Below are 17,056 nucleotides of genomic sequence, written 5' to 3' on the forward strand. Positions count from 1 at the left end.
GTTTGTCATCCCTCTTCTTGACAGACGAACGTTCTAGATGCTACCATGCAGGCAGATCATCGGTAGCATACAGGACCAGCACGTCATGCAGGGTTCCTTTCTTCTTTATTGTGACATCTGTGGAGCAGCGAATCGTCCCCAGGCCCGTTTCTGCTTCGCCTGTGGCCGTCCGCTGCAGAATGGCGCGCCTCCCTCGTTAGTGGCCGACCAGGCCCAGACAGCGAGCCAGACGATCTCGGCCCCAACCTCGCCAACCACTACCGGCCTGCTTCCGTCCAACGCCTTGCTTCGGGGACGCTACCAGATCACGGCCCAGGTCGGGAAAGGAGGCTTCGGCGCCGTCTATCGCGCAACAGACCTGATGCTGGCCAGACGGACGCTGGCCATTAAAGAGATGAGCCAACAGTCCTTGAGTAGCAAGGAGCTGCAGGAGGCCACGGCGGCCTTTCAGCAAGAGGCCCTCTTGCTGGCCGGCTTGATTCATCCGAATCTGCCACGTATTTACGACCACTTCTCTGAAAACGGGCGCTGGTACCTGGTGATGGACTTTATCGAAGGGGAAACGCTGGAGGAGCGCCTGAGCCACACCCCCAATGGGCGACTGCCCCTTGACGAGGTTCTGCGCCTTGGTCTGCAGCTCTGCGATGTGCTCGGCTACCTGCATAGCCACCAGCCGCCCATCATCTTCCGCGACCTCAAGCCGGCAAACATCATGCTCACGAGGGACGGCCATCTGTATTTGATCGACTTCGGCATCGCGCGCCCCTTCAAGCCCGGCCAGAGCAAAGATACAACGGCCCTCGGTTCTGCTGGCTATGCCGCCCCCGAGCAGTACGGTCGTGCGCAGTCGACACCGCAAACGGACATCTACGCCCTTGGGGCCACGCTCCATCAGCTGATCACCGGTCAGGACCCCTCGCTCTCTCCTTTTACCTTTGCTCCTTTTCTCCAGCAAGACGCCGACCATCGTCGGCTAGAGGCACTGGTGATGCGCATGGTGCAGACCGAGGCCAGCCGCCGCCCGGGTAGCATCCAGGAGGTCAAAGCCGAACTCGAAAGCCTGCTCACCCAGCACCTGACTGTCTCAGGACGCCCGAGCGCCAGCCAGTACCGGCCCGCACCAGCCTCAGCGAGTACGGCGGCTCCCGTCGTCGCCCCTCCCACGGCGCCCCTGATCACGCGCTGCCTCTACACAGGTCATCATCGGAACACCAGCATCTACGCCCTCGCCTGGTTCCCCGACGGGCACCTTCTGGCCTCCGGTGGGGCCGATGGCAGCATCCAGATCTGGGAAGCGCTCAGCGGGCACTTGCTGCGGCGCTGCGATGGGCATCGAGGATCAGTCTACGGCCTGGCCTGGTCCCCCGACGGCCAGCGCCTCGCCTCAGCGGGACGCGATGGCACGGTGCGCCTCTGGAACCCGAGTACAGGCGATGAACTCACAAGCTACCAGGGCCACACCTCCTACGTCTACAGTGTGGCCTGGGCGCCCGACGGCCAGTTTCTGGCCTCGGCCAGCCAAGACGGGACGGTCCATGTCTGGGCCGCAGCCAGCCCCTGGGAGAGCAGCCGCTATCGCGGCCATTGGCGCAGCGTCAAAGCGGTGGCCTGGTCCCCCGATGGTCAGCGCCTCGCCTCGGGCGGCGGCGATAGCCTCCTGCGCATCTGGCCACGTCCTACTAACCGGGGACGCAGCTTCCTGACCTCCTGGCTCCTCTCACGAAAAGAGATCCGCTGCTACGGCCAGCAGCAGCGCATCAACACCATTGCCTGGTCGCGCGACGGACGCTACGTCGCCGCAGGGAAGACCGGCGGCAGCGTCGAGATTTGGGAGAGCCAGCACGGCAGGCAGCAGATCACCTATCGCCGGCATAAGAGGGCAGTCTACGCCCTCAGCTGGCGCCCCCGAGGTTCCTTGCTGGCCTCCGGCGGACGCGATGGTCAGGTCCATTGCTGGCAGGCCATAGACGGGCGGCAGCTCTTCGCCTACAACAGCCAGCAAGGCTTTATTTACTCCCTCGCCTGGTCACCTGATGGGCGCTACCTTGCCTGCGGCGGCCAGGATGGAAGCGTCTACGTCTGGGAGATCAACTAAGGGTGCAACGGGCTGGATCAGCTCCCCATCAGCCTGGCAAGGGCGAGGACTGGGCCAGCAGAAGCCCAATCAATGGCTGGTTCAAAGGCAGGAGAGGGAGACTCGCAGCAGGCTTGCGGTACGGTGGGCGCGAGGCGAGTTAATCCCCAACGGTCGCCCCAACCACAAAGGCATCGACGCGCGAGGCTTTGCCCCGCCAGTAGGGCACCTTGAACTTGTGTCCGCCGCTCAAGATGGTCACGTCGCGCATATGGATATAGTGGTAGACAATCGGTAAGCCCTCTGGCCCATACTCCGGCTGATCGGGCGGCGGCACCAGCGCCGTATAGTACTTGCGCAGGGCATCGGCAGTATCGGGATCGTGCTCGCGGTGCGTCTCCTCATTGAGATCAATGTAGAACTGGGCATAGTGGGCAGTGCTCACCATCACCCCGAAAATGAGCAGCCCATGCATCTGCAGCATCATCTCGATCTCTAGATCATGCTGCTCCACCAGCTGAATCCACATCTGCAACGCCACATCCTGCTCTCCGTACTCCCTCAACCAGAGTTGACGACGCTCCATGCGCGTCAGAGGGCGAAAACCGCTCTCCAGCGCCTCGTTGAGTTCCTGCTCAGCATCGGAGGATGATGAAGAGGAGGAGGAGGCGGCAGAAGCATTGGCGTTGTTCGTGTGAGCGGCTGATGACTGAGGCTGCTGCGGACCCTTCTTGCTCGCTTCCTGCCCGGATTCGCTACTCATAGAAACAGAAACCTCCACAATAAGCCATGTTGCAACATCCAGTATCTTACTCTGCTCTTTTTATGATATCACGCTATGCGGGGAAAGGCTGCTGCCAAAGGGGAGCCAGGGGAAAGAAGACAGAGTATGGCGCCGCCTCCTTAATGAGGAGAGCGGCGCCGCCTGGCTGCGCGTTTCAGACAGGAGAAGCCTTCGTCAGCGACGAGGAGATGGAGGTCGCGCCCGCGCCCGCTTGCGCTCAGGAGGTCGTGGGCAGCGTGCCATCGATAAACCAATCACTCACCGTTGGCTCGCCTGGACGAGGCAAGAGACCAGTGAGAGCGGAGACCGTACCCAGATGGACATCGTCCGGGCGGATAAAGTCCTCAGCCGGATAATGGTAGCGCTGCGAAGCATACTCCATCACATCATGCCAGATGGGACCGGCTCCCGTGATACCGATCACATTATCCATGGCACTATTATCGCTATTGCCGGCCCAAACCCCAACCGCCAGATAGGGGGTATAACCGACGGTCCAGTTATCGCGGAAGGTCTGGGTCGTACCAGTTTTGGCGGCAGCCGGGCGATCAGCCAACTCCAGCGGATTGCCCGGACCAAATTCGTGATAGCGCGAAGCCTTATCCGAGAGGATGCTGCTAATCAGGAAGGAGACATCCGCCCCCAGAGCGCGCACCCCATGTGGATGGGCAGCATCGTAGCGATACAGGGGGTGACCCAGGCTATCGGTAATCTCCAGGATGGAGACCGGCGGGACTCTCACTCCTTGATTGGCAAAGGTGGCATAGGCGCCGGTCAGTTCCAGCAGAGAGACCTCCGCCGTGCCCAGGGCGATTGAGGGAAAGAAGCACTGTTCTGGTGTCGCCTGCGGCGCATTGTAGTTCTTGCGACAGGCCTGCAGGTCGGCGGTATCGATGGAGGTAATTCCCAGACGCTTGGCCATATTGAGGACATTGTTGAAGCCGACGTACTCGACCGTCGTCACCGCCGGAATGTTAAACGAGTTCGCAATGGCGTTGCGAATCGTCATCGGAAAGGTCGTATGGAATTTCTGATCGTAGTTATTCGGCGTATAGTAGCCGGAAGGTGAATTTGCATCCTTCGTCGGATAAATCGTGAGGTGGTCCGGGACAATCATCGCCGGATACCAGCCCATCTCGAAGGCCGCAGCATAGACGATGGGCTTAAAGGCCGAGCCGGGCTGGCGCAGGGCGAGCGCCGAATTATACTGACCCTGCACTTTGGGACTCTGATTATTGAAATCGGCGCTGCCATCCATCGCCAGAATCTCGCCTGTCGTTGGACTCATCACCACTACTGCTGCATTATTCACATTGTTCGTTTTGTACAGCGGCCCCTCATACTGCCCCAGGTAGGAGTCGTACTGCACGGTGTAGAGGCGATCGTGAACGATCTGCTCGACCTTCTTCTCCAGCGTCAGATCGAGGGTAGTATAGACGTTATACCCTCCATCGAGCAAATTCTGACTGCCAAGCAGAGAAGTCAGCTGGTCGATGACGTACTGGACAAAGTGGGGGGCCTGAATATGGTGGGTCTCGCTGTAGGGCTTAAAGACAAACTTCTGGCTCTCGGCCTCGGCGGCAGCGGCCTGCTGAGGGGTAATCATGCCTAGCTCGACCATTGACTGCAGGACTACCTGCTGGCGCGCCAGGGCCGCTGGCTTATTGACCGTCGGATCATAATAGGAAGGACTTTGCGGCAGACCGGCCAGCAGCGAGGCCTGAGCCAGATCGAGCTGGGCCACCGCTGGCTTGCAGCGCGTGGCCGTACACTTAGGCTGCAGATTGAAGTAGTTCTCAGCCGCGGCCTCGGCACCATAGTTCAGGTCGCCGTAGTAGACCGTGTTGAGATACATCTCCATGATCTTCCACTTCGGATACTGCTGCGTCAGACCATAGGCCAGCACGGCCTCCTCGGCTTTCACGCCCAGCGTTCGAGGCTGATTGCTGAACAGCTCGTTCTTAATGAGCTGCTGCGTAATCGTGCTGCCGCCCTGAACAACGCTCTGGCTCTGGAGATTCGAGAAGACAGCGCGCAGAATGCCCTGCAGATCGACACCCGAGTTCTCCCAGAAGGTATGGTCCTCCGCGGCCACCGTGGCATTGATCAAGAGCGGGGAGATATCGGTATAACTGACATAAGTGCGGCGACCATGATCGGCACTATGATCAAACAGCTCATAGAGCAGGTTGCCATTGCGATCGTAGATGCGCGTCGTCTGGAAGAGCGCATTATTATTGGCAATATTGCGCAGCAAGGGCAGCTGCGCCTCATAATAGGCGTAAACGGCTCCAGCGCTACTCGAAAAGAGGGCGAGACCGAGCAGCGTGGCCACCAGGAGCATTACTGCCCAGCGCGGCGTGCGGCGCGGATAGAAACGCCTGCGCCAGCGCTTGCGCAGAAGAATGCGATTGGCGCGCCAGCGACGTAGCGGAGGCATTCCATTCCCCCCGTCCGTAGTGGGTAACGGAGCCAGGACAGGTGGCTGCCCGCTGGCTCCAGGAAGGTGACGAGCTGGCAGATGCAGCCCCGGGACCCTGGGGCTGAGCGATCCACCACGCTCGGGTCCCCCCGCGGCTTGACTCTCGTGGTAATCCATTGCTCCCTTCCTCTCCTCGGCTTGCAAGCAGATCGGATGGTGGCGAATGCACCAATGCCCTCTTCCATTTAGAGAACGATCGATGTGTTTTCACGTATCATCATAGGTAATTCGAGACCACTCTGCAACCCCGGTAGCCCCTTTGCGTATCCTATGGTAATAGATCGTTCCCTGGAGGGGCTTTGTATCAGCGTGGTCAGCGTCAGGGAAAAAGGGGCCAGTACCAGCAGCAAGTGAGGGCAACAAGGAGCGAGATCTATGCAGCAGCAAGAGCAGGACTGGCAAGCGCCGCAGCATGAATCAGGAAGGGCGAGTGAGCAGCATGTCACTGATTCCCAGGGCGAAGCAGCCAGCCAGCATTCTTCATTCTGGAGCGTTCTGAGTCGCAAGCGTGGGCGAGATCAGAGTCGACAACTGCACCAGGAGCCGCCCGGGCAGTATGCGGAGCCGTTGCATGACTACAGCTATCGGCGTGGCTATCCGGCCCAAGACTATCCGCATCGCGAGGAGGAAGGCCTGGCTCCGGCGGCCTCCGAATCAGCCGGGCCTGCTGCATCTCTGGGCGAAGCTGGCGAGCGTTGGCCAGCAGCAGTCTCAGGTCAGCCTGAGCCGAGAGCACACCCGGGAGCGGAGCCAGGCCAGAAACCCTTCGTCCATCAGTCTCAGCCTCAGGCCTGGAGGGCCAGTGTTCGCCCTGGATGGTCACCGCCCCCCTGGTGGGCACGGCCTCAGCCACAGCGGGGCCATCACCTTATCTGGATCGTGCTTTTCCTGATCCTGCTGGCGCTGCTCCTCAAGCTGCTCCCCTGGGTTGGCGCGCTTATCTTCGGCCTGCTGCTGGGTGGGGTGGGTCTCATCGTGGGGCTGGTCGGCGGCTTCATTGGCCTGATTGTTGGCCTGCTTGGGGCCGCCGTCGGTCTCATCATCGCGCTGCTGGTGGTCTGCCTCCTGTGTGCGCTTCCCCTCGCCATCGGGGGGGTGATCGTCTGGCTGCTGGTCCACACCCATCAACAAGGCTCACAGCGTCGTCCCGGCGCGGGGAAACTCTAACATAACACTAGCCATGATAGACATGAGGTGAGTGCGCTCAACGATGGCCGAAGAGCTTGATCTGACCAGCCCGCGTACCTTGCGCACCTTACTCCAGCAGCACGGCATGCGGCCTTTGAAGTCGTTCGGGCAACATTTCCTGGTCGACCGCGGCGTGCTGGCGCGCATTGTGGACGCGGCAGAGCTGGCCCCAACTGATACGGTGCTTGAGGTAGGGGCAGGCACTGGCGTTTTAACGCGCGAGCTGGCCCACCGTGCAGGACGGGTAGTTGCTGTAGAGCTGGAGCGCTCTATGCTGCGTCTGCTCGCCGAAACCACCGCTCCCTTTGGCAATATCGAGGTGGTGGCCCAGAACCTGTTGACTGTTGATCCGCGCGCCCTCTTTGAGAGGCAGCCCTACAAGCTGGTGGCCAATTTGCCCTACTATATCACCGCACCCACCTTTCGCCATTTTCTGGAGAGCGAGCATCCCCCCCAGCTGATCGTTGTAATGATTCAGTACGAGGTCGCGCAGCGCATCGTGGCCGCGCCCGGCAACCTGAGTCTGCTGGGCGTGAGCGTCCAGCTCTTCGGGCGTCCGCAGCTTATCGCCCGCGTACCGGCGCGGGCTTTCTACCCACCGCCGCGCGTCGACTCCGCCATTGTGCGCATCGAGGTTCAGCCGCGGGCAGCGCTGACCCCCGCGGAGCGCACCCTCTTCTTCCGCCTGGTTCAGGCTGGCTTTGGAGAGCGACGCAAGCAGCTGCACAACGCCCTCGCACGTGGACTGGGCTTGCCAGCTGAGACAGTGCAGAGCTGGCTACGTCAGGCCGGGATCGCGCCAGAGCGCCGCGCCGAAACCTTGAGCCTCGATGAATGGCTGCAGCTGTGGCGTACCCTGCCTTCCTCCGCGCCCGGCAGCCAGGAGGAGAGGACGGCGTCCGTGCTTCCAGGACCCGGGCAGAGGGGACCGGATGAGACTTAGAGAGCAGCTGCGGATGGTGTCGCCCACAGCGATGCATGTACATAGATTGGCTCTCTGCTACGGAAGCGGCGCGAGAGGCAGGGCAGGGCGGGGAAGTGTGATCAGCGGCGATCGTATCGTGAGGAATGGCAGAGTGGGTGCCCGCAGAGCGACCGCGACCTGGCTAGCTGTGCTATGATATAGGGTGGGTGAAGAGTGCGATGCGACGCCCCTGCCCGCCAGTGGGAACCGCTGCAGTTCGAGCCTGAGTGACGGGTTTTTTTATGACAACGCAGGAGCAGGAAGTCTTTTGTGATCGCTGCGGCATGGCCAATCCTCCAACGGCGCGTTTCTGTCAGCACTGCGCCGCCGCCCTGCCGTTCCAGCATACGACAGGAACCCTGACAGAGGAGACACTGCTGGCCGGGCGCTATCAGCTGCTGAGCTTGATCGGTCAGGGAGGGATGGGAGCCGTCTACAAAGCCGCTGATACGCGCTTGAATAATCGTCCGGTGGCAGTGAAAGAGATGAGCAAAGTCGGCCTGACCCCGGCGCGCGTCCAGGAGGCCGAACAGGCTTTTGAGCGCGAGGCCAACTTGCTGGCCGAGCTGCGCCACCCCAATCTGCCGCGCATCTACGATCACTTTACCGAAAACGATCGCTCATATCTGGTCATGGATTTCATCGAGGGCGAGTCGTTGGAGGAATATCTGGCGCGCCAGGGCGGTGGTCCTTTGCCAGTTGACCAGGTGCTGACCTGGGCCGAGCAGCTCTGCGATGTGCTCGGCTACCTGCACAGCCATCAGCCGCCGATTGTCTTCCGCGATCTGAAGCCTTCTAATGTGATGATCGATAACAGCGGGCGCCTCTATCTGATCGATTTCGGCATCGCGCGCCTCTTTAAGCCGGGCCAATCGCGCGACACCACGGCCCTCGGCTCCCCAGGCTATGCGGCTCCGGAGCAGTATGGCAAGGCGCAATCGACCCCCCGCTCCGATATCTACAGCCTGGGAGCTTTGTTGCACCATCTGCTCACCGGCGTTGATCCCTCGGACCAGCCTTTCTTTTTCCGGCCCGCTTCCGAGCTGAACCCGGCTGTTCCCCCTGCTCTGGAAGCCCTTCTTCAGCGCATGCTGGAAATGGACCCGGAGAAGCGCCCCGCCAGCACTCAGGATGTGCTGGAGGTCCTGCGCGAGTGCCGTGAGCCAGGCAGCTCTCCACAAACGCATGCCTATAGCGACACCAGTCGCCTGATCGAACAGGCTCGCCAGCTACGGTCGCAGGGCCGCCTGACAGAGGCGCTCGAACTCTATGAGCGCGTCCTTGCTCGCGACCCCTCGCAGGCTCTGGCCTGGCAGGGGCGCGGCCTCACCTACGGCGCACGCTCCCAGCACCGCGAGGCCCTGGAGTCCTTTAACAAGGCACTCAATCTGGACCCCACGCTGGTCACCTCCTGGATTGGCAAGGGCACGGCGCTCAACGCCCTCCATCGCTATCAGGAAGCGCTTCAGGCCTTTGAGCGCGCACTCCAGCTTGAGGGACGTAACGCCACCGCCTGGAATGGAAAAGGGGCAGCGCTCTCCGGTCTGCATCGTGAGGCAGAGGCCCTGGCCGCCTTTGAGACTGCCCTGCGCTACGACCCCGGCATGGCCCGCGCCTGGTACAACAAGGGACTACTGCTCAGTCGCCGGGGGCGCCAGCGCGAGGCTCTCGACGCCTTCGAGCGAGCTTTGCGCTACGATAATCAGCAGGCTCTGGCCTGGTGCGGCAGGGGACAGGTGCTCCACGAGCTAGGTCAGGTACGCCAGGCGCTCGACTCCTTTGAGGAGGCAACTCGACTGCAGACCGACCTTGTTCCCGCCTGGGCCGGTAAGGGCGCGGCCCTCTACGACCTCCAGCGCTGGCCAGAGGCACTCAGCGCCTTCGAGCGAGCGCGCACCCTCGATCCTCACTATGCCCCCGCCTGGTATGGCATTGCTCAGATCTACTACGGCCAGCATCGCCTGCGCCAGGCGCTGGATATGCTGGACGAGGCCCTCAAGTACGATCCAGGCTATGTCAAAGCCTGGATTCGGCGCGGCGCCATTCTGAGCGAGCAAGGCCGCCACGCCGCTGCCCTGGAAAGCTATAACCGCGCCCTGGCTCTCGACCCGAACCATGCTCTGGCCTGGCAAGGCAAAGCCGCCGCCTTGTATGCGCTGGAACGCTTTCCCGAAGCGCTGCGCGCCTACGACCAGGCTCTGATGCTGAACCGGGACCTGACCCTCTGCTGGAACGGGAAAGGGAATACGCTCTATCGTTTGGGATACTATCGCCAGGCACTCGAAGCCTACAATGAGGCCCTGCGACGTGATCCTCAGCTTGCCTCAGCCTGGCATAATAAAGCGCTCCTTTGCCAGGAGCTGGGACGCTATGATGAGGCCCTGGAGGCCGCCGAGCGCGCCATCCAAATCGCCCCCCATGATCCTGATCACTGGGAACGGAAAGCCGAGGTCCTCAAAAAGCTGCGACGGAAGCGCGAGGCACGCCAGGCCGAGGCCGAAGCCGCGCGCTTGCGTGGCTAGGCCACCACAGGCCCGCGGACATCCTCCTGGCACTGCTAAACTCAAACAAAGTGCAGGCGCTCCCTCCCCTGGCGCGCGGGTGGCGCGGCGGGACCACCAGATCGCGGGCCTCATTTTCTCGGCCAGCTTGCCTCTTCTCCCCCCCCTTCTTTTCTGCTCTTCTTTCATCCCATCTTAACGCGTGGCACCGGCTGCTCACGAGACAGGAAATTCTCCATCCCCTTCCCTTCTAACCAGCCGAGAGAGCAAGCCAGCCTGACCAGCGGGAAACACGCCGGTGCCCCACTGGTCGCTTTCGAGCGGGCATGGTATAATAACCCGTAAATTGTCCCTGCCATTTCAGGCCGGGGAAAATCACGATGAGAGCAAACATGGACTGCGCAGGTCCCCTGCGTCCGTCCTGTCCGATCAAAAGCCATGTTTCGAAAGATCCTCATTGCTAACCGTGGCGAAATCGCTCTACGGGTCATCCGCGCCTGTCGCGAGATGGGTATCCGTACGATCATCGCGCATTCCGAGGCCGATCGCGATTCGCTGCCGGTACGCATGGCAGACGAGCACATCTGTATAGGACCGGGGCCAAGCGGCAAAAGTTATCTTAATATTCCTAATATCATCAGCGCTGCTCTTATCTCCGGGGCCGAAGCTATCCATCCCGGTTACGGTTTCCTCTCAGAGAATCCCAGCTTTGCCCAGATCTGTGCAGATGTGAACCTGACCTTTATTGGCCCTTCCGCCACAGCGATGGCGATCATGGGCGATAAGGTCTCGGCCCGCGAGGCGATGGCCGCCGCCGGGCTGCCGATGCTACCGGGCACACGCGTGTTACGCACGCTGGCGGAGGCGCGAGAGGCCGCGCGCGAGATCGGTTTTCCCTTGATGTTGAAGGCTGCCGCCGGCGGAGGAGGGCGCGGCATCCGCCTGGTCAACAGCCCAGAGGAGTTTGAACGCGTCTTCACCCTGGCCCAGAACGAGGTTCGCGAAGCCTTCAGCGATGATGGCCTCTATCTGGAGCGCTACCTGCCGCGCGCGCGCCATATCGAGATTCAGGTCCTTGTCGATCACCACGGCAACGGCGTTCACCTGGGCGAGCGTAACTGCTCCTGTCAGCGCCGCAATCAGAAGGTTCTTGAAGAGTCGCCCAGCCCGCTGCTGCCTCCCGAGCTACGACAAGAGATCGGCATGAAGGCCATTCGCGCTGTGCAGCAGATTGGCTATACCAACGCCGGGACGCTGGAGTTCCTTCTCGACGATGAGAACCGCTACTATTTCATGGAGATGAACACGCGCCTACAGGTGGAGCACCCGGTCACAGAAATGGTGACCAGTGTCGACCTCGTCAAGGAGCAGATCCGCATTGCCGCCGGCGAGCCGCTGCAGCTGAAGCAGGAGAACATTCAGTTCCGCGGCCACGCCATCGAGTGCCGGATCACGGCAGAGGATGCCGAGGCCGATTTCCGCCCGCAGACCGGTGTGGTGGAGAAATATCTGCCGCCCGGCGGCCCTGGCGTGCGCGTCGATAGCCATCTCTATGCCGGCTACTCGGTTCCTCCACACTACGACTCGCTGCTGGCCAAGCTGATCGTGTGGGCCGAGGATCGCGACGCCGCCATTGCGCGTATGCAGCGCGCACTCGATGAGTTCGTCATCGAGGGCCTGCCCACGACGATTCCTTTCCACCAGCGTCTGCTCAGACATCAGGTCTTTATCCGTGGAGAAGCCTATACCCGGTTCCTCCAGGAGGAGGCTGCCTCACTTGGCATCTGACCGGGTTCGCACTGGGTTCGTGCCGGGTCTCGCTGGGTTCTCAGCGGGCCTCTTCTTGCCGCTCTGTGCTCGTTCTCTGGCCGGTCAATCTGGCTGGTCGGTCAGGCCAGTCAGCCAGCCTCTGCGGCGCACGCGACTGCCTGGTTAGCAAGTAGATGCTGTCAATCAGAGCCAGGGTTTGATTGACAGCGAGCGGATCATAGGCCATCACCGCACCGTACCTGCTGGCCTGAGAGCGGCTGAGAGAACCCGACAATAGAGGAGGTGACGTAATGAGACGTGTCGTTGTAACCGGTTTAGGGCTGATTACTCCCCTGGGGAACGATGTGGCGTCTTCCTGGGAAGCCCTCTGCCAAGGGAAATCCGGCATCGCCGAAATCGTCGGCTTCGATACCAGCCCCTTCCGCGTGAAATTCGGGGGCCAGATCAAAGACTTCGATCCTTCGGCCTATATGGACCGCAAGGAGATTCGCCGCACTGACCCTTACCAACATATCGCTATTGCTGCCACCAAGCAAGCGCTGGCCCAGTCTCGCCTGGAGATCAGCGAGGAGATTGCCGACCATGTGGGGGTCTATATTGGCAGCGGCATCGGCGGTCTGATGACGCTCCACGAGCAATTTCGCATCCTCTTCGAGCGGGGTCCAGATCGCATCAGTCCCTTCTTTATCAATATGATGATTGTCGATGGCGCCCCGGGCATTGTCTCGATCATGACGGGTGCACGCGGCCCCAACTGGGCTGCTGTTTCGGCCTGCGCGACCAGCGCCCATACGATCGGCGAGGCCTGGGAAACCATTCGGCGCGGCGACGCGAAGGCGATGATCGCCGGCGGCTCCGAGCGCGGCATCACACCGATCGCTATTGCGGCCTTCGATAACATGCACGCCCTCTCGCGGCGCAACGATGATCCACAGGGGGCCAGCCGTCCTTTCGACGCCACCCGCGACGGCTTTGTGATGGGTGAAGGGGCCGCGGTACTTATTCTGGAGGAGCTGGAGTTTGCAAAGGCCCGTGGGGCCACGATCCTGGCTGAGATGGTCGGCTATGGCGCAACAGGCGATGCCTACCATGTGACTGAGCCGGCTCCCGGCGGCGCCGGTTTAGTGCGCGCGATGCAGATGGCCCTGCGGAAGTCTGGCCTGCGTCCCGAAGATGTTGATTATATCAATGCGCACGGCACCTCGACGCCCTACAATGATCGCACCGAAACCCAGGCCATCAAGACCTGCTTCGGCGAGCACGCTTATCGCCTGGCGATCAGCTCCACGAAGTCGATGACCGGCCACACCCTTGGGGCCGCGGGAGCCGTCGAGGCTGTCATCAGCATCATGACGCTGCTCACCGGGATTATTCCACCGACCATCAACCTGCACCATCCCGACCCCGACTGCGATCTGGATTACGTGCCCAACCAGGCACGCCAGGCCCAGGTCAGGGTGGCCATGTCCAATTCAATGGGCTTCGGCGGACATAACGCCTGCCTGATCTTCAAGCGCTACGAGGAGAGCGAGTAGTCAATAGCTGTACTACGCTGCTTGCTGCCTGCTCGCCTCTCTGGATCTGAGTGAACCGGGGTGGATAAGCCTAGCCGGCGCACTGCTAGAGTGCTCAGGTACGGCCTGCTCCGGTTTGCTGTATGCCTTTAATCTGCGAGCGAGTGTGATGATGAGCAACAAAGAAGAAGATCGGAAGACGGCCTGGATCGAGCGCCTGGAGGAATTGGTGCACGTGCTCGAAGGCAGCTCGGTGGCCGAGTTGGAGCTAAATGAGCACGATCTGGAAATTATCATTCGCCGCCAGCCAGGGATGGTGCTGGTGACTGCGCCATCCGTTAGTGAGGTGGCGGCAAATCCTGTGACAATGGTGCGCAGCCGGGGCACGGCGAAACGGCCTGCAGGAGCCAGCAAAGCCGCCTCGGCGAAGAGCCGCGAGGAGGAGCGCACGCTCCCGGTCGTGGCACCGCTCTCCGGAGTCTACTACGCAGCCCCTTCGCCGGATGAGCCACCTTTCGTCTCGATCGGCGATGTTATCCAGGTCGGCCAGACAGTGGCCCTGATCGAGGCCATGAAATCCTTTAACGAGGTACCTTCCCCGGTCGCCGGGCGCGTGACGAAGATCCTGGTAGAGAACGGGGCAGTCGTTCAGAAGGACGAGGTGCTCCTGCGCGTTGAGCCGATCTAGCCAGAACTGCTTGACCAGTCCGTGGAAGTCTGTCAACTCACCTCCTACTCTCCACGGGTAGACAATCGAGAAGAGCGCATCTCTGCTTTTCCAGGGACCCAGGGATCTGGTCGGGGAGTAGAGGCTTGCAGCATGGCCAGCAGACCGCCAGGTCCCTCTTCTCATCCTCTCCTGCCATGAGCGCTCTGTTGCCTGGAGGCCAGCAGCCCGAAACAAGGAGCGTCGTACCGTATGAGTGAGATAGCTGATCATCGCCGCCCTCTGCGCTTCGGCGTCCTCTCACATAACACCACACCGGATCTTGCTACCCTGCTAGCACAGGCCCAGCGCGCCGAGCAGCTGGGCTACTCGACCTTTCTGCTGCCCGACCACATCGGCGATCAGTTTGCTACAACGCTGGCTCTGGCACGGATCGCCGCGGCCACCACGCACTTGCGCGTGGGAAGCTACGTCTTCGCCAACGACTTCCGCCACCCTGTCATGTTGGCGCGTGAGGTGGCCACCCTCGATGTTTTCACAGGAGGACGCTTCGAGCTGGGCCTGGGAGCTGGTTGGATGGCGAGTGAGTACCAGCAATGCGGCATTCCCTTCGCGTCGCCCGGGGTGCGCATAGAGCGACTCGCCGAATCCTTGCAGATCATCAAGGCCCTGCTGGCCGGTGAGCGACTTAGCTTCAGTGGCCGGCACTACACGATTGAGGGGCTGGCCCTGGCACTGCAGCCGCAGCAGCGCCCCTATCCGCCAATTCTGGTGGGTGGTAGCGGCAAACGCTTGCTCTCGCTGGCGGCACGGGAGGCGACTATTGTCGGCTTCTCCCCACGGACACAGACTATCAGCGTGGCTGGCCATATGAACCAGAGTCTGGATATACAGGATGCCCTGGCCCCCGCCTTGGCCGAGAAGCTGACCTGGGTACGTCAGGCCGCCGGCCCGCGCTTTGCTTCGCTCGAATTGAACCTGATCGTTCTCGAAGTCATCTTGACCGCCAAGCGCCAGCAGGCCCTGACCGAGATCGCCGCCCGCTACGGTCTCAGTGAGCAAGAGGTTGCTACAACACCTTATTTCCTCATTGGAAGCTCAGAGGAGATTTGCACTCAATTACTACACTATCGTCGACAATATTACATCTCCTATTGGGTCGTCTGGGAAGAATATATGGAGGCTCTCGCTCCAGTGATCGCCCTACTGAACACTTCATCCTCTCCATAGCCATTCCTTCCATTGCAGGCTGCCCGCCTGCCCTCCAGTCCTTTCAGTCAGACGCTATAACAACTTACATTTATTACATTTGTGAAACAAATGCATTGACATGTGTAAAAGTATCTGCTATGGTGAGAGCATGTGGGAACTGCAATCATCGAAGGAGGTTCCATGATCACCAGTAGCCGGTCACAGGGGGATAGACCGCCGCATGTACTGACTTCTGAAGAGTATCCAGGTAAGGTCATGCCAGCGATACTGACCAGCTGGGACCTGATGACACTCTATGTCTTGCTGATTTTCTTTCCGACCAACGTCTCTAATGCCATTGCAGGTGGCGCGGCGGGCATTACTTTCTGGCTAGTAGGAGCGATCCTCTTCTTTGTGCCCTGTGCCATTGCCACTGCCCAACTCAGTGTCATCTTTCCTCACGAAGGCTCGCTGTACAACTGGGCCTACCGCATCTTTGGCAGCTACATGAGCTTCTTTGTAGGCTTCTGTGTTTGGCTGCCTGCCCCACTGCTCTTGATGGCCACCAGCGATCTGGCGATCAGCTATATCCCGGGCCTCAACAGTGGCTGGCTGACCGCTCCCTGGCAGCAAGGTCTGGCTCTGAGTGTGGTCATCCTGATCTCGGGCTTCATGGCTGTGCAGCCGCACCGCACGGTACAGAACATTACCAACGCCGCTTTCGTCCTCCTCCTGATTGCCAGCGGTCTCGTCATTTTAGCGGGCATCGCCTGGCTTGCGACTGGACACGCACCGGCGACGAGCTTCTCGCGGCTTTCAGATTGGCTGATCACTTGGGACCCAAAGACCGGAGGCAACTTCGGCCTCTTTGGGGTGATTACCCTGGGCTATCTGGGAGTCTATCTGCCGATCACTATGCAGGCGGAAGCGATTGCTCCCAGCGCAGAGACACGCCGCCAGTTGATCCTGCGTCATCTGCTGTGGGGGACACTGATTGTAGTGGTTGGCTATGTCCTCGTGACCTTCGCCGTCCTGGTCGTCGAAGGGCCAAAGTCTGCCTACGTGCTCTTTGCCCTCGTGACTACTGTCGATACCGCTCTGGGGAAGCTGGCCGGCAATGTGGTTGCTGTCTGCATGCTGGGCGTCTTCTGCCTGGTAACGATGGTCTATAACCACATCTATGCCCGCTTCCTGATGGTGGCAGGCTTCGACCGCCGCATTCCGGTGGGCCTCGGCTTGCTCAACAGCAATCGCCAACCAGCCCGCGCCATCGCCATCCAGACTGCCGCGGCCATCTTTATCACGATCCTCTTCTTCATGGTCATTCCCTATATGTTTGGCAGCAATCCGGCAGATCTCTCCCTCGAAGTCTATTTCGTCGGTATCGGAGCCGGAACCATCCTATGGGCCTTCTCAACCATTTTCCTGTTTATTCTGATCCTGGCACTGTATATACGCGATCGTCGGGCGCTGCTGTTGAATCGCCTCGTGCCGATGCCCGTGCTACTGCTAAGCTCGGTAGTCGGTCTGATCACCGGCATCATCGCCATTGTTGACACGGCCCTCAACTCGTGGGTACCCCTGCTGACCAATCAGCAGTGGAGCCTGATTGTCGCAGGTCTGACGGCGGCGACGCTGATGATAGGTGCCATCATCAGTATGTTCGCAACCGGTGAGGCGGCCTGGCAAGAGATCGAGCGTGGGGCTTAGCCGGCAAGCGCGTTGACAGGGTCTGGCTCTGCTGTTATTGTTGGTAGCAGAGCCAGCCAGTATATCCCGTTAGCGTTGCTGACCGCCAGCGAGCCGGTACGCTACTCTCGCCAGTTGCAGGACGGCGATCGGGCTGGCTGACCAGCAGCGAGGGGGCCAGCCAGTCAGTGGGTGAGTGGGCGAGCAGAGTAGCAGTGCGCCACGCCAGCAG

General features: G+C 60.7%; 11 protein-coding genes. 9 read left to right on the forward strand and 2 right to left on the reverse strand.

The genetic code is table 11. The features are described 5' to 3' along the window. Positions 1-85 precede the first annotated feature (85 nt). Complete coding sequence (locus A4R35_RS13240; RefSeq protein WP_189361771.1) at positions 86-2,095, forward strand: WD40 repeat domain-containing serine/threonine protein kinase; 2,010 nt, start codon at positions 86-88, stop codon at positions 2,093-2,095. A 139-nt stretch (positions 2,096-2,234) separates the two neighbouring features. Here the strand turns inward: A4R35_RS13240 and A4R35_RS13245 are convergent, their stop codons facing one another. Both A4R35_RS13245 and A4R35_RS13250 read right to left on the reverse strand, forming a co-directional pair. Then, positions 2,235-2,837, reverse strand: a complete 603-nt coding sequence (locus A4R35_RS13245; RefSeq protein WP_112430106.1) for a hypothetical protein — start codon at positions 2,835-2,837, stop codon at positions 2,235-2,237. Positions 2,838-3,075: 238 nt separating this feature from the next. Then, on the reverse strand, positions 3,076-5,457 hold the full coding sequence (locus A4R35_RS13250; protein ID WP_112430108.1) for a transglycosylase domain-containing protein: 2,382 nt from the start codon (positions 5,455-5,457) through the stop codon (positions 3,076-3,078). Positions 5,458-5,715: 258 nt separating this feature from the next. Between A4R35_RS13250 and A4R35_RS24710 the strand changes: the two genes are divergently transcribed. The 8 genes from A4R35_RS24710 to A4R35_RS13295 all read left to right on the forward strand — a co-directional run bounded on the left by A4R35_RS24710 (position 5,716) and on the right by A4R35_RS13295 (position 16,845). Then, the gene (locus tag A4R35_RS24710) at positions 5,716-6,507 is read left to right on the forward strand and encodes a hypothetical protein (protein ID WP_223258523.1); all 792 of its coding nucleotides are present in this window, start codon (positions 5,716-5,718) and stop codon (positions 6,505-6,507) included. A gap of 43 nt (positions 6,508-6,550) precedes the next feature. Beyond that, on the forward strand, positions 6,551-7,471 hold the full coding sequence (gene rsmA, locus A4R35_RS13265; RefSeq protein WP_223258325.1) for a 16S rRNA (adenine(1518)-N(6)/adenine(1519)-N(6))-dimethyltransferase RsmA: 921 nt from the start codon (positions 6,551-6,553) through the stop codon (positions 7,469-7,471). Between the two features lie 263 nt (positions 7,472-7,734). Further along, positions 7,735-10,014: a serine/threonine-protein kinase gene (locus A4R35_RS13270; RefSeq protein ID WP_112430112.1), complete on the forward strand. Its 2,280-nt coding sequence runs from the start codon at positions 7,735-7,737 to the stop codon at positions 10,012-10,014. A gap of 417 nt (positions 10,015-10,431) precedes the next feature. After that, positions 10,432-11,781: an acetyl-CoA carboxylase biotin carboxylase subunit gene (gene accC / locus A4R35_RS13275; protein WP_112430114.1), complete on the forward strand. Its 1,350-nt coding sequence runs from the start codon at positions 10,432-10,434 to the stop codon at positions 11,779-11,781. Between the two features lie 272 nt (positions 11,782-12,053). Continuing rightward, positions 12,054-13,298 (forward strand): beta-ketoacyl-ACP synthase II, encoded by a 1,245-nt coding sequence (fabF, locus tag A4R35_RS13280; RefSeq protein WP_112430116.1) that lies wholly within the window; start codon positions 12,054-12,056, stop codon positions 13,296-13,298. A 151-nt stretch (positions 13,299-13,449) separates the two neighbouring features. Further along, positions 13,450-13,965, forward strand: a complete 516-nt coding sequence (locus tag A4R35_RS13285) for an acetyl-CoA carboxylase biotin carboxyl carrier protein (protein ID WP_189361773.1) — start codon at positions 13,450-13,452, stop codon at positions 13,963-13,965. Positions 13,966-14,196: 231 nt separating this feature from the next. Further along, positions 14,197-15,174, forward strand: coding sequence for a TIGR03621 family F420-dependent LLM class oxidoreductase (locus tag A4R35_RS13290; protein ID WP_112430120.1), 978 nt, complete (start codon positions 14,197-14,199; stop codon positions 15,172-15,174). Positions 15,175-15,336: 162 nt separating this feature from the next. Then, the gene (locus tag A4R35_RS13295; protein WP_112430122.1) at positions 15,337-16,845 is read left to right on the forward strand and encodes an amino acid permease; all 1,509 of its coding nucleotides are present in this window, start codon (positions 15,337-15,339) and stop codon (positions 16,843-16,845) included. The last annotated feature ends 211 nt before the right edge of the window (positions 16,846-17,056 follow it).

It is taken from the genome of Thermogemmatispora tikiterensis, from assembly GCF_003268475.1.
In the GTDB taxonomy this organism is placed as follows: domain Bacteria; phylum Chloroflexota; class Ktedonobacteria; order Ktedonobacterales; family Ktedonobacteraceae; genus Thermogemmatispora; species Thermogemmatispora tikiterensis.